The organism is Martinezella tropici (assembly GCF_008370325.1).
GTDB lineage: Bacteria > Pseudomonadota > Alphaproteobacteria > Rhizobiales > Rhizobiaceae > Rhizobium > Rhizobium tropici_B.
Map to the genome: position 1 here is coordinate 38,652 of NZ_VNIP01000003.1, position 18,928 is coordinate 57,579.

14 protein-coding genes are annotated in these 18,928 nt (G+C 59.9%); 8 read left to right on the plus strand and 6 right to left on the minus strand.

From position 1 onward, the window contains the following. Nucleotides 1-764 precede the first annotated feature (764 nt). The 4 genes from lysA to FP026_RS03190 all read right to left on the minus strand — a co-directional run bounded on the left by lysA (nt 765) and on the right by FP026_RS03190 (nt 5,832). A complete protein-coding gene (gene lysA / locus FP026_RS03175; protein ID WP_149633188.1) occupies nt 765-2,009 on the minus strand; it encodes a diaminopimelate decarboxylase in 1,245 nt (414 codons plus the stop codon). Between the two features lie 105 nt (nt 2,010-2,114). Further along, a complete protein-coding gene (locus tag FP026_RS03180) occupies nt 2,115-3,296 on the minus strand; it encodes a PLP-dependent transferase (RefSeq protein WP_149633189.1) in 1,182 nt (393 codons plus the stop codon). A 14-nt stretch (nt 3,297-3,310) separates the two neighbouring features. After that, nucleotides 3,311-4,678 (minus strand): MATE family efflux transporter, encoded by a 1,368-nt coding sequence (locus FP026_RS03185; RefSeq protein ID WP_149633190.1) that lies wholly within the window; start codon nt 4,676-4,678, stop codon nt 3,311-3,313. After that, nucleotides 4,675-5,832 (minus strand): GNAT family N-acetyltransferase, encoded by a 1,158-nt coding sequence (locus FP026_RS03190; RefSeq protein ID WP_149633191.1) that lies wholly within the window; start codon nt 5,830-5,832, stop codon nt 4,675-4,677. The genes FP026_RS03185 and FP026_RS03190 overlap by 4 nt, the downstream gene beginning before the upstream one ends. A gap of 326 nt (nt 5,833-6,158) precedes the next feature. Between FP026_RS03190 and FP026_RS03195 the strand changes: the two genes are divergently transcribed. The 8 genes from FP026_RS03195 to fhuB all read left to right on the plus strand — a co-directional run bounded on the left by FP026_RS03195 (nt 6,159) and on the right by fhuB (nt 17,264). Next, nucleotides 6,159-10,157 carry a non-ribosomal peptide synthetase gene (locus tag FP026_RS03195; RefSeq protein WP_149633192.1) on the plus strand — a complete coding sequence of 1,333 codons (3,999 nt, stop codon included), beginning with the start codon at nt 6,159-6,161 and terminating at the stop codon, nt 10,155-10,157. A gap of 33 nt (nt 10,158-10,190) precedes the next feature. Then, on the plus strand, nt 10,191-11,507 hold the full coding sequence (locus tag FP026_RS03200; RefSeq protein ID WP_149633193.1) for a lysine N(6)-hydroxylase/L-ornithine N(5)-oxygenase family protein: 1,317 nt from the start codon (nt 10,191-10,193) through the stop codon (nt 11,505-11,507). 1 nt (nt 11,508) lies between these two features. Then, complete coding sequence (locus FP026_RS03205) at nt 11,509-12,228, plus strand: 4'-phosphopantetheinyl transferase family protein (RefSeq protein WP_246665221.1); 720 nt, start codon at nt 11,509-11,511, stop codon at nt 12,226-12,228. Between the two features lie 164 nt (nt 12,229-12,392). Beyond that, nucleotides 12,393-12,983: a sigma-70 family RNA polymerase sigma factor gene (locus FP026_RS03210; RefSeq protein WP_149633195.1), complete on the plus strand. Its 591-nt coding sequence runs from the start codon at nt 12,393-12,395 to the stop codon at nt 12,981-12,983. 59 nt (nt 12,984-13,042) lie between these two features. Continuing rightward, nucleotides 13,043-13,516 (plus strand): GNAT family N-acetyltransferase, encoded by a 474-nt coding sequence (locus tag FP026_RS03215; RefSeq protein ID WP_149633196.1) that lies wholly within the window; start codon nt 13,043-13,045, stop codon nt 13,514-13,516. A 61-nt stretch (nt 13,517-13,577) separates the two neighbouring features. Then, nucleotides 13,578-14,390: an ATP-binding cassette domain-containing protein gene (locus FP026_RS03220; protein WP_149633197.1), complete on the plus strand. Its 813-nt coding sequence runs from the start codon at nt 13,578-13,580 to the stop codon at nt 14,388-14,390. Continuing rightward, nucleotides 14,380-15,285, plus strand: coding sequence for an iron-siderophore ABC transporter substrate-binding protein (locus FP026_RS03225; RefSeq protein ID WP_149633198.1), 906 nt, complete (start codon nt 14,380-14,382; stop codon nt 15,283-15,285). Before FP026_RS03220 ends, FP026_RS03225 begins: the two co-directional genes overlap by 11 nt. Beyond that, entirely contained in the window at nt 15,282-17,264 is a 1,983-nt protein-coding gene (gene fhuB, locus FP026_RS03230; RefSeq protein WP_149633199.1) for a Fe(3+)-hydroxamate ABC transporter permease FhuB, read from the plus strand. The genes FP026_RS03225 and fhuB overlap by 4 nt, the downstream gene beginning before the upstream one ends. An 85-nt stretch (nt 17,265-17,349) precedes the next feature. On the opposite strand, the gene rfbC is transcribed toward fhuB, so the two are convergent. Both rfbC and rfbA read right to left on the minus strand, forming a co-directional pair. Further along, nucleotides 17,350-17,898: a dTDP-4-dehydrorhamnose 3,5-epimerase gene (gene rfbC, locus FP026_RS03235; RefSeq protein WP_149633200.1), complete on the minus strand. Its 549-nt coding sequence runs from the start codon at nt 17,896-17,898 to the stop codon at nt 17,350-17,352. A 63-nt stretch (nt 17,899-17,961) separates the two neighbouring features. Beyond that, nucleotides 17,962-18,849: a glucose-1-phosphate thymidylyltransferase RfbA gene (gene rfbA, locus FP026_RS03240; RefSeq protein WP_149633201.1), complete on the minus strand. Its 888-nt coding sequence runs from the start codon at nt 18,847-18,849 to the stop codon at nt 17,962-17,964. Nucleotides 18,850-18,928 lie beyond the last annotated feature (79 nt).

Consider the following 18,928-nt stretch of genomic DNA (forward strand, 5'->3'; position numbering starts at 1 on the left):
CTTCAGTGCCGGCGGTCGCCATTCCGTCAGCTCCTCGGCAACCGATTTCGTTTCGACCGCCTGCTGAAGCGCGCTTTGGCAGGCCGGATACTCAAAGGCGTAACCTTGTAGTCATAACAGGAAGTCCATCGACCAGATCTTCTTATCGGATGGCCTGCTGCTTCGGCATTGTCGCAATCAAGCGGCAAGACAATGACCCCGGCCGAAAGATAGTTCTTCCGGCCCGGTATTCAGTCGTTTTCATCCATAGTTCGAAATGTCTATACCGGTGACAGCGGGTCCAGCGAGGGCCACGACAGGGCGGCGAACCGTGAAGATCCGAACGCCTGCACATGCTGATATAGCGCCGCTAGCGACCTGTGGATATTTTTGGTAGCAACCAGCACTATACATTTTACGACACCTTCGTTAAAAATACGTCAGTCGACCAAACGCGACCATATGTTCCTAGACGTCAAACGGAGTTGGAACTTTCCAGTGCACATCATGACTTCCCGCGAAAAAATGCTCGCGCGTCGCATTATGCTAACTCTTATGCCAATCTTCGGCGCCTTAACCATTTTTGCGCTTTTTACGCTGTCCATGATCGGATAGGTGCAGATTTAAGAACATCTGGTTCCGGCACCAAGCTATTAATTCCGTCGGTTAAACGCCCCTTTAGCAGGGGACGCTTTACAAGCTTAAGATGCTAAAACGGCGTATACCTTGCAAGGGCTGCCTTTGACGACAGCCAAAGGCCACGCGCATGGTGTAATTGGTTCTCTTTAAACCTTCTCCAACATCAGTAGCTCGTCCAGCCTCTGCCGCCTGCGGATCAATCGATGCTCGGTGCCGTCGATAAGCACCTCGGGTGCATAGAGGCGGCTATTGTAATTCGACGACATCGTCGCCCCGTAGGCGCCGGCGCCGTGGAATAGGAGATAATCGCCGACATGGGTTTCGGGCAAATCGCGGGTCTCGACGGTGCCGGTGTCCGTCTGCGTGAAGACGTCGCCGGATTCGCATAAGGGGCCGGCGACGACGGTCGGAAAAATCGCGCCCGCAGCATTGCGAGGTGTCTTGCCCGGGATCACCGATATCTCATGATAGCTGCCATACATGGCAGGTCTGGCAAGATCGCTGAAACCGGCATCGACAAGCACGAAGCGATTCCGGCCCATCATCTTCACAGCCCTCACCTCGGCAAGCAATATGCCGGAATCCGCGGTCAGGAAGCGTCCCGGCTCGATCTCCAGCCGGATAGGATGGGCGAAATGCGCTTCGATCTCGCGCCGTGCCGCATTCCAGAGTGAAAAATAATGAGCAGGATCAATTTCCTCCTCCCCCTCTTTGTAGGGCACGGAAAGACCGCCGCCGGCCGAGATCGCCTCGATATCGACATCAAGCACCCGGCAGAAACCGACCATCGCGCCGCAGACGCGCTGCAGGTGCCCATAATCGACGCCGGAGCCGATATGCATATGCAGGCCGACCAGCGTCAGGGAATATTGGCGCGTCAGCGCCACGGCCTCCTGCAATTGCTCGAACCAGATGCCATGCTTGCTGCTTTCGCCGCCGGTATTGGTCTTCTTGCTATGGCCATGTCCAAAACCGGGATTGATGCGCAGCCAGACTCTATGGCCAGGCGAGCGTTCGCCGAGCTGATGTAACATGTCGATGGAGCCGATATTCACCTCGACCTTGTCGGCAACGACGCGATCAAGGGTCGGCCGGTCGAAGACATCGGCGGTGAAGACCAGCTCCGCCGCAGCCGATGCGCCACCGGCGGCAAAGCCGGCCCGCGTCGCCCGCTCGATCTCGCCGAGCGAGACGGCGTCGACATGCACACCCTCCTTGCGCATCTCTTTCAGGATATGAATGTTCGAACAGGCCTTTTGCGCAAAGCGAATGACATCGAAGGCGGAGAGTTGCGCGATACGGCGACGGATCGCAGCGGCATCGTAGATCCAGAGCGGCGTTCCATATTCGCCGGCAAGCGCGCTTAATGTTTCATGAGAGGGAATGGTCATTTTGTCTCAATCGGTCCGGGCGGGAAAGGTCAGCAATGAATAATAGTATGGGCGGAGCGACAGTACTACTCCGCCCACCTTCCGACGCAACGGTAATGAGCCCGCCTAGCGTTTCGCTGCCGCAAGCGCCTGCTCGAGATCGGCAATGACGTCCTTCGCCGCATGGAGCCCGACATTCAGGCGGATCGTGCGGTCGCTGACGCCGAAGCGCGCGAAGACATTGGTCTCTGGGGAGATGCAGAGCGCAGCTCTGGCCGGCACCACCAGGCTCTCCGGCCCTCCCCAGCTGACGCCGATGCGGATGAGGCGCAGCGCGTCGACGAAATCGGCAACGTCGATACGGTCGGAGACCTCGAAGGAAAACAGCGCCCCGAAGCCGCTGAAAGTGCGCTTTCCGGGATGATCGCCAAGCGCCGGATGCATGACATTGGTCACATCCCCGTGCGCCTGCAGCCAGGATGCCACTTCAAGGCCCGCTTCATGATGATGGCGCATGCGGAATGGCAAGGTCTCGAGATTGCGCAGGACAAGCCATGCCTCGAAAGGAGCGAGCTTCGCACCCGTATAGGGGTAGATTTCGCTGTTGATGCGGTCGATATGCACCTTGGAGCCGGCAACGAGGCCGGCAACGGTGTCGCTTTGCCCGCCGAGATATTTCGAGGCGGCGTGAATGACGATATCGACGCCGACAGAGAGTGGCTTCTGGTAGAGCGGCGTTGCCCAGGAATTGTCGACCATGGTCACGACGCCATGACGGCGGGCCGCCTCGGCGATGGCGGTCAGATCCTGCAGTTCGAAAACCATCGAGGTCGGGTTTTCGAGATAGGCAAGCTTGGCGCCGGGAAGCGCTGCGATCATCGCCTCGGTATCCGTGCCATCGATATAGTCGACGACGACACCGAAGCGCTTCAGAACCTTTTCGAAAAAGCGGAAAGCATCACTATAGACATGCCGAACGGTGACGATGCGATCGCCCGGCCCGACGAAAGTGAGAATTGCGGCTGCGATAGCGCCCATGCCGCTCGAAAAGGCTCGCGCTTCTTCCGCGCCTTCCATCTCGGCGATCTTGCGCTCTAGAAGCCGAACGGTCGGATTATCGCCGCGTGAGTAGATCGGCTTCTTCGAGCGGCCGGCAAAAACATCCTCCAACTCCTTGTAGCTGTCGAACAGAAAGAGAGATGTCTGGTAGATCGGCGGCACCGCCGCGTCGAAAGGATCGTCGCGAGGCGGCATCAACGCATCCGGAATGGCGTGTCTGTAGGCATCGAATCTCGGGGTCTCGTTCATGACGTTCCTCATGGTCAGGGGTGAAGTGTCGGTTGGCCGGCGAGGCTGGGTGCATCCGCCGGCAAAATGGCGAACCATTCCCGCCGAGCGACGAAAAGGCCAAGAATGGCGGCGAGGATGGCAGCGACTGCGGGTGCTGCGGAAACGCCGGCAAAGCCCATCCAGAGCGGCAGCAGAAGAAGAAGCGGGATCAGCAGATAGCCTTGCGGCGCGAGTCCGACTAGGGCTGACAAGCCGGCCCTGCCCCGCGATTGCAGCATCACCAGCAGCACGGATTGAAAGGCTGCCAGCGGGAAGACCGGAAAGAGTGCATGCAGCCACGACACCGCTTCACCGACAACCGGCGGACTATCGGTGAACAGGTGCGCGATCGGTTCCGCAGCCAGGAACAGCAGGGCTGAATAGAGCAAAGCCACCGGTACGGTCACCGCCAGCATAAAACGGATAACCGCCTTCAACCGCTGGGCATCGCCGGCACCGAAGGCGTGGCTGACGACGCTTTGTGCTCCAAGGCAAAACCCGAACAGAGGAAGCTGCCCCAAAGTCAGCAGCCGGATGGCGATCGCTGTCGCGGCCACACCCGTGTCGCCGCCATGAACCGCGGCCTCCCGCATCAGGATGAGAAAGCCGACGCCGGTCACGATGCTGGTCGCGGCGGCGGGAATGCCGATCCTCGCGATCGGCCGCAACAGCTGCCAACCTATCAGGCCACCGGCGATGCTGACCGTTCCCCACTTGCGAACAAAATAGGCAAGATAGCAGGCAAGTGCCGCGATGGAGGAAACGATCGTCGCCAGCGCCGCGCCGGAGGCACCGAGCTTGAAGAGGAAAATGAAAACGGGATCGAGGATGGCGTTCAGGGAGAAGCTCGCGATGAGCACGATCATCGAGAAGCGCGAATTGCCCTCGGCAATAGCTATGAAATCGCAGACTGCCTGCAAAAGCCCCAGCGTTACGCCGAAAGAGAGCAGCCGCCCGTAATCCAATCCCGGCGCAAGAAGATTGTCGCTTGCGCCGAGCGCACCGACGAAATCAGGCAGCCCTAGATAGATCGGCACGGAGAGGGCGATGCCGAGCGGGATCGTCGCCGCGAGCGCTGTTGTGGCAACCGAGGAAGCGGCTTTCAGGTCGCCCTCGCCAAGATGGCGCGCCAGAAGCGTGGCAAGTCCGATCCCAAGCCCCTGCCCTGCTGCCGCGACAAGCAGAAACAGCGGCATGACGAGGCTGATGCCGGCCAGCACATCCGGCCCCAGAGCGCCGAGAAAGATCGCATTGATCGCATGATGGCCGGCGCTGGCGGCCAATCCCGCCACCGCCGGCAGCGCGACCGTCAGAACGAGCCGCATGATGCGCGGATCGTTCATGTCGACGGCTGCCTTCATCGCGCCGCATCTCGCGCCAGCGAACCCAGAACGGGCTGACCGTCTTCATCGGACAAGCCTGTGAGATCCGGCGACAGCAGCCGATCCATGAAGAAGCGCTCGCGCAGCAGCATGACCAAAAGCGCCTTCTTGTGCGGAAACTGGATGTGCTTGATCTTGGCGAAACCGGACCGGTCGAGATTGCGGATCTGCTGGACATGATGATGGATCGGCTCGCCAACGATGCGGCGGGTGCGCGGATCGGCCAGGAACATGTAGTGCATCAGCGATGGCAGCCAGGCGCTGACGAAGGCCTTTCCGCGGAAATCGCCTTCGCCGATCGCCACGTGCCAGCCGCGATCATAACCATCGGCCTCGTAGTGCGGGCCGGTCCGGTCTTCCTTGGCCCAATAGAGCTCGAAATAGCCGAAGGGCACGCCGCCGAACGTTCCGATCAGCGGCAACGTCCGCGGATCGGCAAGTCGGCCCGCGATGAAATCGCGATGATACGAAAGATCGCCGCTGTCTTCCCATATGGCGGCGACCCTGGGATCGTTCATCCAACGATGGAAATGCGGAAGATCGGCTTCGATATCGGCGACATGGAAGCCAAGTTGCGTGTTCAGCCAGGGAATGAAGCGGCTGTAGACAGGGCCGACTGGCTTCGGCGGCCTTTGCGGATGAAGGATGTTATTCGTCAGGACCGGTACTTCCGGATAGGCGGTGGGTACGCTTCCAATCCAGGATTTTGCCTGCTGAAAGAAGGATTCGGGGCGAACGATCAAGCGATCGCCGTGACGCTCGATCGCACCCGCTCCCGTGAGGCGCTTCGCAAGGCCGTGGTCTGCAAGTTCGATTTCGAAGTAAACCACGTGCGGATTACATGTGAGAATGGCTTCAAAGACGGCATTGACGATATCCTCTCCGGAAGCAGGCGAAGCGGCTAAAGATATGGTGTCAAAGACCAATAGGTCGGCGGCGGGCCTCGGGAGAAAGCCCGAGGCAACCCCAATGCCATTTTGCTCGACGCGAAAACTGCCTGACGCCTGTCCTGACGATACGATGAGCGGTTGAACATAGCCGCGTGCGTGACTTGCAAAGCCTGACGCCGGCAGGCGCAAGTCAGATGATCGCTCCGCCGCCTTTGCACCCCTTAACGCTACGGAAGCATCCATCTTTTTCTCCATATTTCGAAGCCGTGCACCATCCAAGAGCGACGAATGAGCAAGCCACTAGTTCCGGAGTGACGAACGGCATCAGGCAAAATTCAAAATATTTTCCAAAATTATTTTTTTGAGATTTCTCTGAATTTCTCCCGTCTCTGTTCGTCATGCAGCTACATCTAGGTATTTTTCGGAACATCGGGATTTACCGACATAGGAAAGTCAGCACAGCGGGTCGGTTAAACTCAATGTCTATTATAGATATTGAGGAAAATATCTCATTGTATTGTGATCTTTTGACTATGCATTACGGAATATTATGGGAGAGCGGCGAAGAAATGACCATCCATGATCGGAACGCCAAGGCAGTGAATGACTCCGATTGCGTCGCCAAATGCTCGCTGTCGCCGGCGCAATCGCGGATCTGGCTCTTGTCCGAGACGGGCAATGAAATCGTCTATGGACGGCAAATACTCGCCGTTGCTTTCCCGTCAGTGCCGCTTGCTGTGGCACGTCGAGGTCTTTCCATGCTTTCGCGTCAGCATCCTCTTATCACATCGGAGTTCGAGGCGCGGGCGGGCGGCGCTGTTCAACAGGTCCTGAGAAACGATCGCACGGTCGACATCATCGAAACGGAGCTGGGTGCCGGCGACGATCTGAGCGCAGCGTTGACCGCGGCCGCCATCGCCGAGCGGGCCCGATCGATTGATCTGACGAACGGCAATCCGGCACACTTCATTCTGGCCGTACAGAACGGTCAAGCCGTCGGTGCCTTATTTTCCCTGCATGCCATCCTAGCCGATGCGGCGACACTCGATTTGCTGGCAGCGGATTTCCTTCGCAATATCGACGGCAACCCACCGGCGGACCTCGCGGAAACCACGTTGGCGGACGCAGCGTCGTGGATGACCGGCAATGGTGCATCGCGCAATCCCGCACCCGAGCTGATCGATTTCTGGTTTCAGCGGCTGACGGCACAAGAAAATATCGCATCGCTGCTGCCGCAGACATCGGCGGCCCAAGATATCGTCGACGAGGCCTGGTTCGAGCATGTGCTTGAAATCGCGCTGCCGGAGCGCCTTGCCCAGATGCCGTCGACCAAAGAAATGTCCCGCGACCTTCTCGCAGCACTCGGGATCGCCCTGCGCCGGCATTCCGGCTACGGCACGCAAAGGGTCGGCCTCGTCACTCGACCGGAGAAACAGACGATCGCAGCGCGCAGCGAAGACGTGCTGATCCTGACGGCCGAGCTCAACGGCGCCATGGCGCTGGGCGAAGTCTGCACGGCATTCGCAGAGGAAATCGAGACCGCCGCCCGGCATGCCCTGCCCTTTGAGGCGCTTGCCGATGCGCTGCTGCGCCGGGATGAGCTGTTCGACACGACGGGGCTCGTCAAGACGCTTCTCGATGTGCGACCGCGCCTGCGCTTCCTGGAAACGACACCGGATAGCGCAGCAAGCCACAGCGTCGTCGAGCCCCAGGCACGCCGCGACGCCGAGCTGGTCGTCACCGTTTCCCCCGTTTCCGATCACCGGCTTCGCATCGGCTTCGGTTTCGATCCACAAAAACATGACCAGAAGCAGATTTTCCGCTTTGCCGATGATCTCGCCATCGCGCTCGCGCGGCTGGATACCAATCCCGGCGAAGAGATCAGACACGTTCCGTTCGTTTCGCCGGAAGAGCTGGACAGGCTCTCCGCGCCCTATCCCGACGCGCCGGAACCGGACGATGGCACGCCGATCCATGAGGTCATCTCCGCATGGGCGAGACGACGGCCGAATGCCTTCGCCGTGGCTCAGGGCGGGAAGTCGGTCACGCACGGCGAACTTGACGCTGCCGCCAACCAGCTGGCTCACCGCCTGATCGCGCTGGGCGTAGGCCCGGAGAAGCGCGTCGCCATCGCACTCGAAAAATCGATCGATGCCATCATCGCCATTCTGGCCGTTCTGAGGTCGGGCGGCGCATTCACGCCGGTCGAGCCCGATCACCCGGAAGCGCGCAATCGCCATATCCTAACGGAGCCGGGGCTCTCGCTGGTCATTTCCCGCGCTCGCCACATCGCAAACCTCCCAAGCGATATTGCAACGCCCTTCCTCAATCTCGACGCCGTCGACCTTTCCTCGGAGAGCAGCGAAACGCCCGCGACCGTGATTGCACCGCAGCAGCTTGCCTACGTGATCTACACCTCGGGCTCGACGGGCGTGCCGAAAGGCGTTGCGGTCGAGCACGGCCCGCTGGCACATCATTGCAAGGCGACCCTGCGCATCTACGAGATGAGCGAGGAGTCCTGCGAATATCCCGTTCTTCCCTTCACCTCCGACGGCGGCCACGAACGCTGGATGGTGCCGCTGATGGCCGGTGGCGGCGTGGTGCTGACACAGGACAAGCTCGCCACGCCCGAAGATGCCTTCGCGATGATGAAGCGCCATGGCGTCAACAATGCCAGCCTGCCCACGAGCTATGTACGCGGCCTTGCCGAATATGCCGGCGAGAACAGCGAGATACCGCGGCTGAGGCTCTATTCCTTCGGCGGCGAAGCTTTGTCGCAGGCGGTATTCGACATGATCACCGAGAACCTGAAGGCGCAGCTGCTGATCAACGGCTATGGTCCGACCGAAACGATCATGACGCCGATGATCTGGAAAATCCCCGCGGGAGCCCGCTTCGAGGGGACCGTCGCGCCGATCGGCCGCGGCGTCGGCGATCGACGCATCTATGTGCTCGATGCCGATCTTGCGCCCGTTCCGGTCGGTGTGATCGGTGAAATCTACATCGGCGGCAGCGGTCTCGCGCGCGGCTATCTCGGCCAGCCGGAGCTGACGGCGGATCGCTTCATTCCGGATCCATTCTCGCCCAACGGACGGCTCTACAAATCGGGCGATCTCGGCCGCTGGCGGGAAGACGGTATCGTCGAATTTGCTGGTCGCGTCGATCACCAGATCAAATTGCGCGGCTTCCGTATCGAGCCAGGCGAAATCGAAGCCGTGCTGCGATCGGATCAGCGCGTCGCCGAGGCGGTCGTGCTGCTGCACAATGAAGGTGGGCGCAGCTCGCTCGTCGCCTATGTGGTGCCCCGCGAAGGCGAGAGCTTGAGCGTGACCGAATTGCGCCGCGCCGCCATGACGGCCCTGCCCGATTATATGCTGCCGCAAACGATTATGCTGATCGACAAGCTGCCGATGGGACCGAACAGCAAGCTGGACCGCGCGGCCCTGCCGGCACCGCGCATCGAACGCGATATGATCGTCCCGGCCAGTGACAAGGAAAAGGCGATCCTCGACGCCTGGAAGGAAATCCTCGACATTGGCGATATCGGTGTCACGGAGAATTTCTTCGATATCGGCGGTCAATCGCTGGCAGCCGTTCGCATCGTCTCGCGCCTGAAGATGCGCCATCCCGAATGGCCGCTGACGATCGCTGACATGTTCAATCACCCCACCGTGCGCGATCTTGCGCTCGCGATCGACGGCAATCGCGACGAGGCTGGCGTCGACGTGGTCTATCTTCGGCGGAACGGCGACCGGCCGGTGCTCTATTGCTTCCCCGGTCTCCTCGTCAGCACGCGCGAATATATGCGCCTGGTCGACTATCTCGGCCCGGAACAACCGGCAACGGGTTTCATCTGCTATTCGCTGACCGAAACTAAGACGCTCAGCACCCGCGTCGAAGATATCACCGCGCGCTATGTCGAGGCCGTGCGCAGGAAAGCCAAGGGTCGGCCTTGCGCCTTCCTCGGCTGGTCGTGGGGCGGACTGCTCGCCTATGAGGCCGCGCGTCAGCTCGGCAGTGACATCGACCTGCGCATGATCGGCATGGTCGACGTCTGCGACATGGACGAGGAATTCACCGTCGGCATCATGCCGCGCTTCGAAGATGGCGCACGGGACCGCACCCATGCCGCCGTTCAAGGCTGGCTGGCAACCACACCGATGCGCGAGGATTGGCAGAGGCTTTTCGCCGCCATGAACGAGGAGGTCTACGAACAGTTCCTCCATCATGTCGTCAAACACAACGTCAAGCTGCCGACAGACGGTCCGGACATCGGCTCGGAGGAGCACACGTTCTGGATCCTCATCGACAATGCGATGATCTTCCGAAACTACCGCCTTGAGCAATCCGATTTCCGCATCCACGCCTTCGCGGCCGAAGATTCCCTCACGCGCGCCCTTAATGTCATCGATTGGCGGCGCTATTCGCAAAACGCCACCGCCTCGGAGATCGTCACCGGCACCAATCATCTGACGATCATCGGCAAGACGCCCTTTCACCAGCGTTTCGCGCGACGGCTCGATCACGCTTTTGAGCCAGCCCCCCTGTCCGCTGGCATCATCAAGTAACCTCCTCTTTCGATTTCATTCTGGAGCTGCATCATGACATCGCACGTGCTCGACCTCGCCGGGGCCGGAATTGGTCCGTTCAACCTCAGCCTTGCCGCCCAGCTCGACTCCGTCCCGGAGCTCTCGGTCCGCTTCTTCGAACGGCGCCCATCCTTCGCCTGGCATCCGGGGATGATGCTGCCGGGCGCGGAGATGCAGACGTCCATCCTCAAGGATCTGGTGACCGCTACCAACCCGACAAGCCCCTGGAGCTTTCTCTCCTATCTTGTTGCCCATAAACGCTTTTATCAGTTTCTTAATGCGGAATACGAAGCCGTTCCGCGCAAGGAATTCGCCGATTATCTCGGATGGGTCGCACGCGGGCTGACCTCGCTTCGCTTCGACGCAAGCGTGCGCGAGGTCCACGCCAATGACGGCTTCTTCTCCATCGCCACCGACGATGGCGCAATCGGTGCCCGCAATCTTTCCGTCGGCGTCGGCAAGGTCCCGGCTCGCCCAGCTTGGGCGGAACAACTGCCGAAATCCATGACCTTCCACAGCAGCGAAGCGACGCAGCGCCTCATCGATGTGAAAGCTCCGCGTGTCGCCGTTATTGGCGGCGGCCAGAGTGGGGCCGAGATCGTCGATGCGCTCCTGGATCTGAACGCCGTCTCGACCATTCACTGGATCAGCCGCCGGCCGAATTTCGAGCCGCTCGATGCGACGCCCTTTACCAACGAACTGTTCACGCCGGGCTATATGGAACGCTTCCATGGGCTGCCCGAGGAACTTCGGCTCACCCATATGCGCCGGCAGGTGCTGGCAAGCGACGGCGTTTCCGCCTCCACCCTAAAAAAGCTCTATCGGCGCCTCTATGAGCGCAAGCTCGAAACGGCAGACGCCCCGGACCACGGCATCTCGCTGCGTCCCTTCCGCAACGTCATCGCAGCCGAGCAGGATGGCCCCGAAATCCGGCTGACCATGCGCAACGGTTTCGATGACAGTGTCGAAACGCTGACTGTCGATATGATCGTCCTTGCGACCGGCTATCGCTTTGTCCTTCCGGAATTCCTGCATTCGCTCGAAAACCGCATCGAACTGAGCTCCATCGGCGAGCCGGTGCTGGAAAGCGACTTCTCGCTGGCATGGGACGGCCCGCATGAAAACCGCATCTTCGTTCTCAATGCCGGCAGACACAGCCACGGCATTGCCGAACCGCAACTCAGCCTCGCGGCGTGGCGCAGCGCCGTCATCGCCAATGCCCTGCTCGGCCGCGAACATTTCAATATCGGTCAGCTCGATCCCATCGTTCAGTGGGAAACGCAGGGGCATACGTTGCAGACCTCGCACCTGGGACAGGCGGCGGAATAAAGTGGCCATCCCCCTCAAGGGAGAAGATGTCGCGCAGGTCGAGCTTCATAGCCTGCATCTGCGCGACGGACTTGATGTCCCGAACTGGATATTGAGCGAACAGGAAAGACACCGTGCCGCGGCATTTCGATCGACCGAGGCGCGGCGTCTTTTTGTCGCCGGGAGGTTCCTTTGTCGCCGCATCCTCGGCAATCTGCTCGGCTGCCCGCCGCAGGCGCTCACCATTGCGATTACATCGTCGGGCAGGCCTTACCTGCCCGACCATCCCGATATCGACTTCAATATTTCGCATACACACGATCGAGTAGCGCTTGCGATCTGTCGCGGCGGCCGCATCGGCATCGATATCGAACGCCCGGATGCATTTTCGGAAGACGAGGCCAGCGAGATCATGCCCATGATCCTTTCCGAGCAAGAGCTCAATCAGGTTCGTCAATTGGACAGGCAACATCGCCGCGATGCTCTCCTCGCCTGCTGGCTTCAGAAGGAGGCTGCACTGAAATGCCTTGGTCACGGCTTTCTCACCGACCCGCAAAGCGTGATGCTCGCACCTGAAGATACAACTTCCAGCATCAATAATCAGGTATCGGGTGAACCGATTTTCATCCGTTGCGGCCGGATCGGTGACCGAGAAGCTGGGGATTTTCAATGGGCTATCGCGACATCAAGGCTCGTGGCAGAGCCGCGATGGCAGCATCACATAAGCGGGATTTCCTTATAGATTGCATCGGAAAGTTAAAATAAAATCAGGTGCATACGCCATGATTTAGGAGAGGCTGCACTTTTCCACTCCGCTATCTTGACTCTTATTATCATGTTTTATAGGTTCCTCTCAAAAAGAGGGGCACACAGAAATGCAACTTTGGATTTCAGCGAGAGCCCGACATGATTGCCAACCATTCGCAGTCGACTTCCAATGAGCAACTCCAAACAGCACTTCACGCCTACCCGAAACTTCTCTCCGTCGCGCGCAGGATCACGGGTTGCATGACCTTGGCCGAAGACGTCGTGCAGGAGGTTCTCCTGCAGCTGGTCTCCAAGCCGCTCGGAGAAAACATAGCGGCACCCACCTCCTATGTGATGCGCATGGTGCGCAATCTGGCCACTGATTATATGCGGCGGCAGCAATATGAACGTGGACTGTTCGTCGAGGAAGAGATCGGAGGCAATACCTCGGCCTATGGAAGCCCGGAAGAACATCTTCATGAGGCCGAGGCCTACAAGGCCTTTCGTTGCACGGTCGAAGCCATGCCCGCCAGAACCCGCAAGTTCTACGAGGAGCACTATTTTGACGACATTCCTCAGAACATCATCGCCAAGGAGGCCGGCGTGTCATGCGCCCTTGTTTGCGGCCTTCTGCGGGAGGCGCATTCGCGTTGCCTCGCCGCCATCTCGCTTGAAGCCGATCATAGTTGTGCCGCCACTAGCAACCACCGGCGCCACCGATCCGCACGGGTTCAGGAGATGCGCACCTGATGGGAATACGCCGCTATCCTCTGCAAACGACGCTCAACCGACAGGATAAGGAAAAGTAGATGCAGGAAGCTATCGAGATAACCGAATCCAAAGGTACGATCTGTCGTGAAATCATGTCGGAGCTTACGGAGTGGTTCACCGACCCCAATGTCGTCGAAGCCTGCGCAGGCGCCGTCGAAACCCTGCCGATGTTCGGATGTGTCGAGGCAGATACCATCTCCGGCTTCGTTTCGTTGCGCGCCCATCCGCCGGCCGCCATGGAAATCCTGGTGATTGCCACCCGACGCCGATATCATCGCAGCGGCGTCGGCAAACGGTTGCTGGCGGCAGCCGAAACATTTGCGCGATCTTCCGATTGCAAACTCTTGACGGTGAAGACGCTCGCACCGCGTGGCAGAGACGAACCGCAATATGAAAAGACGCGCGCCTTTTATGACAGGAACGGCTTCATCCGCGCCGAGATATTCCCGACGCTCTGGCGTGAGAGCGATCCATGTCTTTTCTTCGTCAAACCCTTGATTTCAATCAATTAACTGAGCCGCTTCGCCGGCAAGCAACATGTCAGGAAGCCGGAGCGCTTCAGCAGGGACAATAATGAAAGACGAAACTAACGCCCGAAACGATCAGCATCATGCAACGGTTTTCACGACGGAAGGCCTGCGTTTCGAGGTCGATGGCAAAACCATTCTTCATCCGCTCGATATCAGCTTCAAGGCTGGCGAGATCTCCGGTCTGATCGGCCACAACGGCTCCGGCAAATCCACGCTGATCAAGTTGCTGGCCCGGCAGATCCAGCCGACGGGCGGCCGCATTCTATTCGACGGCGTTGCCGCCGGCTCCTATGACATGCGTGCTTTCGCGCGTGCCGTCGCCTATTTGCCGCAGGACACCTCATCGGCTGCCGGCATGAAGGTCGAGGAGCTTGTCGCCTGCGGGCGCTATCCCTGGCACGGAGCACTCGGCCGCTTCACCGATCTCGACCGCGAGAAGGTGGAGACGGCAATGAAGCTGACGCATGTCGATACGCTTGCGGGGCGAATGGTGGATACGCTTTCCGGCGGCGAGCGCCAGCGCGTCTGGATCGCCATGCTGGTTGCGCAGGACAGCCGCTGCCTGCTGCTCGACGAGCCGACCTCGGCGCTCGACATCGCCCATCAGATGGAAATTCTCGGGCTTGTGCGGGACCTTTGCCGGACGAAGGACTTAAGCGTTATTCTCGTCCTGCACGACATCAACGTCGCAGCGCATTTCTGCGATCATCTGCATGCACTGAAGCAAGGGCGTCTGATTGCCGCCGGTCCTTCGCCAAGCCTCATGAACGCTGAGACGTTGCATACGATCTACGGCACCAACATGGGCGTCACGGCTCACCCCGTGCATGGGACGCCGCTTGCTTATGTCATTTGAACGCAGTTTCGAGACTCTGAAGTTATCCCGCCGCACGCTTCTTGCTGCCGCAGCACTTTTTGCCGTTCCAGTGTCGGGAATGGCGGCCGAAACGACAACGGGGCCGATCGTCTCGCTGGACTATGGCTTGGCCTCGACACTGCTTGCCCTTGGTATTACGCCGGCCGCCATTGCCTCCCTTGCCGATTGGAACACCTGGGTCGTCGAGCCGAAAATGCCTGATGGCGTCATCGATCTCGGCACCACCAGCGAGATCAATCTCGAGGTCTTGGCTAGCGTCAAGCCGGCGCTGATCCTGACGACACCCTATCTTGCTCCCCTGAAGCCGCGGCTGGAAGCGATTGCCCCGGTCATGGAACTGACAATCTATGCCGAAGGCGGCGAGGCACTGGAGCGCTCCATCGTGGCGACACGGTTGCTGGCCGACGCCATCGGTCGTCGAGCCCAAGCGGAAGATTTCCTTGCCCGGTCCGAGCAATTCTTCGACGATTGCGCAAACCGGGTGAAGAAGCTCAACCCTCCACCGCTGGCGCTGATCAATTTCGTCGACCAGCGCCATGCCCGCATCTACTGCGGCGCCGGCCTCTATCAGAACGTCATGACTAGGATCGGCCTGAAGAATGCGTGGACCAAGCCCGGGGACTATTGGGGTTTTGAAACGATCGGCCTGGAACAATTGGCAACGCTCGACCAAAGCCTGCGACTGATCGCATTCGGACCGTTACTTCCGCCCAACGTGCTCGACAACCTGCAGGATAGTTCGCTGTGGACGAGCCTCCCCTTTGTGCGTGCCGGGCGCGTATCGGTGCTGCCGGGCACCTTGATGTTCGGCATGGTGCAGGAAGCGGAGCGCTTCGCCCGTATCCTGCTCGATCATCTGGAAACATTCGCATGACCCGCATCGAGGCGAACAAGACCTTCGGCGCTCCGGCCGTAGCGCTGACACTGCTGGCGCTCGCCGGGCTCCTTTCCTGGCATCAACTGGCGCCCGATCTCGCACGGCTGACCGAGCAGGAAGCAGGTTACGATCCGCAGCGTCTGCTGCTGCTCTATTCGACGCTTCCGAGAATTGCGACGGCGTTGCTGGCCGGCGCCGCCCTTTCGCTGTCGGGAAGCCTGCTGCAGCAGGTGCTGCGCAATCCGCTGGCCTCTCCCTCGACGCTCGGCATTTCCGCCGGCGCCAACCTTGCGCTCGTCGCCGTCATGCTCGCCTTTCCCGCCCTTCAAGGCCTCAGCCGCGATGCTGTCGCCCTGTTCGGAAGTGCCGCCGCCGCCGCAGTCGTTTTCCTCATCGGTGCGAGACGCGGCTTCTCGCCCTTGGCACTCGTGCTTGCCGGGCTGATCGTCGGCGTCTGGAGCGGCGCGCTGGCCGCCATTCTCGTCCTGATGAACGATCGCTATCTCTCCGGCCTCTTCATCTGGGGCGCCGGATCGCTGGCACAGCAAAGCTGGACCATTCCGCTTTCTCTCCTCCCGAAAATCGCTGTCCTCTCCGGTGCTGCCTTGTTGATGGCGCGACCACTCTCGCTCATGGAGCTCGGCGACAGCGGCGCCAGCGGACTTGGCCTATCGGTGAAACGCACGCGCATCGCCGCCGTCTGCGTTGCGATTGCGCTTGCCGCTATCGTCACCAGTGGGGTCGGCGTCATAGGCTTCATCGGCTTGATCGCGCCACGGATCGCTGAGCTTGCCGGTGCCCGGCGGATGAAGAGCCAGCTCGTTTGGTCCCCCCTCATCGGCGCCGGACTATTGCTTCTGACGGATGACGTATTGGTGATCCTTTCCGGAACATCCTCGACCTTCCTTCCGACAGGAGCCATTACAGCCTTGCTCGGCGCGCCGCTGCTGCTTCTGATGCTACCGCGTCCGAAGACAGTACAGCGCAGCGTCCCAAATCCGTCGCAGGATGCGAACCGCGCTATCCGAACGCCAAGAGTGCTGCTGGTCGCATCAATCCCGGCACTCGCCCTCCTGCTGGCCGGCGCTGTCTTCTTCGGGCGCACTCCGGATGGCGCGTGGACTTTCCTCACCTATCTGCATTGGCCCGATGTGCTGCCCTATAGGCTACCGCGCATCATCGGCGCATTTGCCGCCGGCTCGATGCTGGGCGTTGTCGGCGCCATCCTGCAGCGGCTGAGCGGCAACGAGATGGCAAGCCCGGAGGTGCTGGGCATTTCCGCGGGCGCCACCTTGGGCGTCACCGCCGCGCTCTTTCTCCTGCCTGCTCCAGGTATTGTCGCGCAACTCGGCTTCGGCGGCCTCGGCGCTTTCGCCGTTCTCGTCGCCATTTTCCTTTTCGGCATCCGAGCCGGCTTCGCGCCCGAGCGCGTGCTTTTGACGGGTATCGCGCTCGGAGCCATGCTCGATGCCTTCATCAGCGTGCTCGCCGCCGGCGGCGATCCGCGTGCGATGATCGTCATGCAATGGATGAGCGGATCGACCTATCTTGTTGACATACCAAAGGCAATTTCCGCAACCGTGGCGGCGATAGCGGGCCTTGCGCTTGCCTTCCTCGCGCATCGCTGGCTCGATCTCCTGCCGCTCGGACCGCAAGCAGCACAAGCGATCGGCATCCGCGTCAATCTCGCTCGCGCCGGCCTCTTTGCGCTCGCCGCAACCATGACCGCCGCCGCCACCCTCGTCCTCGGTCCCTTGAGCTTCATCGGCCTCATGGGCCCGCATCTGGCGCGTGAGCTCGGACTGCGACGCGCGGCACCCCAACTCGCCGGCGCCACCCTCGTCGGCGGCGGCCTCATGGTGCTTGCGGACTGGTTCGGCAGAATGATCGCGTTTCCATATCAGATGCCCGCCGGCCTCGTCTCGGCACTGGTGGGGGCGCCAGTGCTGATGATGCTACTGATGAAGAGGCGGTGATATATAGCGACAGGGCAACGGGTGTGTTTGATATCCAGCAAGTCTACCCCTCGTACCAAGAGGAACTGCCGTTCGCGGATAATTTTCACTCGAAGAGTTCAGCATCTGTGAACAAGGGCTGGCGTTGATCCTTAGGCGAGAGGCCTGGCTGATCTGCCAGCTTCCAGTCGATGCCGATCTGCGGATCATCCCAACGAATACCGCGATCACTTTCGGGCGCATAATAATTGGTGGTCTTGTAGAGGAACTCGACATGGTCGCTCAATGTCAGGAAGCCGTGCGCGAATCCTTCCGGGATCCAAAGCTGGCGCTTGTTTTCTTCCGACAAGAGTACGCCAACCCATTGCCCGAACGTTGGCGAAGACTTCCTTATGTCGACGGCGACGTCATAGACTTCACCAACCACGACCCTCACGAGCTTGGCTTGCGCGTGCGGCGGCAGCTGATAATGCAACCCGCGCAGAACGCCCTTTCCAGATCGGCTATGGTTGTCCTGCACGAAATCGGCGCCTCGTCCGATTGCGGTCTCGAACTTCACCTTGCTGAAGCTTTCAAAGAAGAAGCCGCGATCATCCGCGAACACCGCGGGCTCGATGATCTTGACGTCCGGAATGGCGGTATCGATGGCTTTCATTCGTCTTCCTGCTTCGATAGAGAATGTTCGGTGACAAGCGGCGCGATAGCCGGCGCGGCATCGCTAGAATATCTGTTCGCGCAGGATTCCCAGAAGATATTGCCCGTAAGCGTTCTTTTTAAGCGGAAGCGCCAGCGCCTCGACCTTTGAGGCGTCGATCCAGCCGCTGCGATAGGCAATCTCCTCCGGGCAAGCGACCTTCAGGCCCTGGCGGTTTTCGATGGTGGCTATGTAGTGGCTCGCCTCCAGCATCGATTCATGCGTTCCAGTATCAAGCCAGGCATAGCCGCGCCCCATGGTCTGCACGTCGAGCTGTCCGGCGTTCAAATAGTGAATATTGACATCGGTTATCTCCAGCTCGCCGCGTGGCGAAGGGCGGATGGATTTCGCGACTTCGACCACGCTCTCATCATAGAAATAAAGGCCGGTGACGGCATAATGGCTCTTCGGTTGGCTCGGCTTCTCCTCCAGGCTGATCGCTCGCCCCTTCTCGTCGAACTCGACGACACCATAGCGCTCCGGGTCGTGCACGTGATAGGCAAAAACGGTGGCGCCAGTCGCCTTGTCACTCGCCTCGTGGAGAAGCCGCGTGAAATCATGCCCGTAGAAGATATTGTCCCCCAGCACCAGGGCGGACGGGGCACCATCCAGAAACTCCTCACCAATCAGAAATGCTTGCGCGAGCCCATCCGGGCTTGGCTGAACTGCATAGCTAAGCTCGATCCCCCATTGGCGGCCATCTCCGAGCAATTGTTCGAAACGGGGCGTATCCTGCGGTGTCGAGATGATGAGGATTTCGCGGATACCAGCCAGCATCAGGGTGGTGAGCGGGTAGTAGATCATCGGCTTGTCGTAGATCGGCAAGAGCTGTTTGCTGACTGCGAGCGTCACCGGATAAAGGCGCGTTCCCGACCCGCCTGCAAGTATGATGCCTTTACGTGCTTTCTTCATGGTTTAGCGTCTCGTCTTCATTCCGTCCATGTCCACTCGGCCCATCGATCATGACCCGCGCCATTATAATATCTCTCAG

Coding starts and splice junctions, on each gene's coding strand:
- FP026_RS03200 (WP_149633193.1), top strand. CDS start 10,191: ATGACATCGCACGTGCTCGACCTCGCCGGGGCCGGAATTGGTCCGTTC.
- lysA (WP_149633188.1), bottom strand. CDS start 2,009: ATGACCATTCCCTCTCATGAAACATTAAGCGCGCTTGCCGGCGAATAT.
- FP026_RS03210 (WP_149633195.1), top strand. CDS start 12,393: ATGATTGCCAACCATTCGCAGTCGACTTCCAATGAGCAACTCCAAACA.
- FP026_RS03185 (WP_149633190.1), bottom strand. CDS start 4,678: ATGAAGGCAGCCGTCGACATGAACGATCCGCGCATCATGCGGCTCGTT.
- FP026_RS03220 (WP_149633197.1), top strand. CDS start 13,578: ATGAAAGACGAAACTAACGCCCGAAACGATCAGCATCATGCAACGGTT.
- fhuB (WP_149633199.1), top strand. CDS start 15,282: ATGACCCGCATCGAGGCGAACAAGACCTTCGGCGCTCCGGCCGTAGCG.
- FP026_RS03190 (WP_149633191.1), bottom strand. CDS start 5,832: ATGGATGCTTCCGTAGCGTTAAGGGGTGCAAAGGCGGCGGAGCGATCA.
- FP026_RS03225 (WP_149633198.1), top strand. CDS start 14,380: ATGTCATTTGAACGCAGTTTCGAGACTCTGAAGTTATCCCGCCGCACG.
- rfbC (WP_149633200.1), bottom strand. CDS start 17,898: ATGAAAGCCATCGATACCGCCATTCCGGACGTCAAGATCATCGAGCCC.
- FP026_RS03180 (WP_149633189.1), bottom strand. CDS start 3,296: ATGAACGAGACCCCGAGATTCGATGCCTACAGACACGCCATTCCGGAT.
- FP026_RS03215 (WP_149633196.1), top strand. CDS start 13,043: ATGCAGGAAGCTATCGAGATAACCGAATCCAAAGGTACGATCTGTCGT.
- rfbA (WP_149633201.1), bottom strand. CDS start 18,849: ATGAAGAAAGCACGTAAAGGCATCATACTTGCAGGCGGGTCGGGAACG.
- FP026_RS03195 (WP_149633192.1), top strand. CDS start 6,159: ATGACCATCCATGATCGGAACGCCAAGGCAGTGAATGACTCCGATTGC.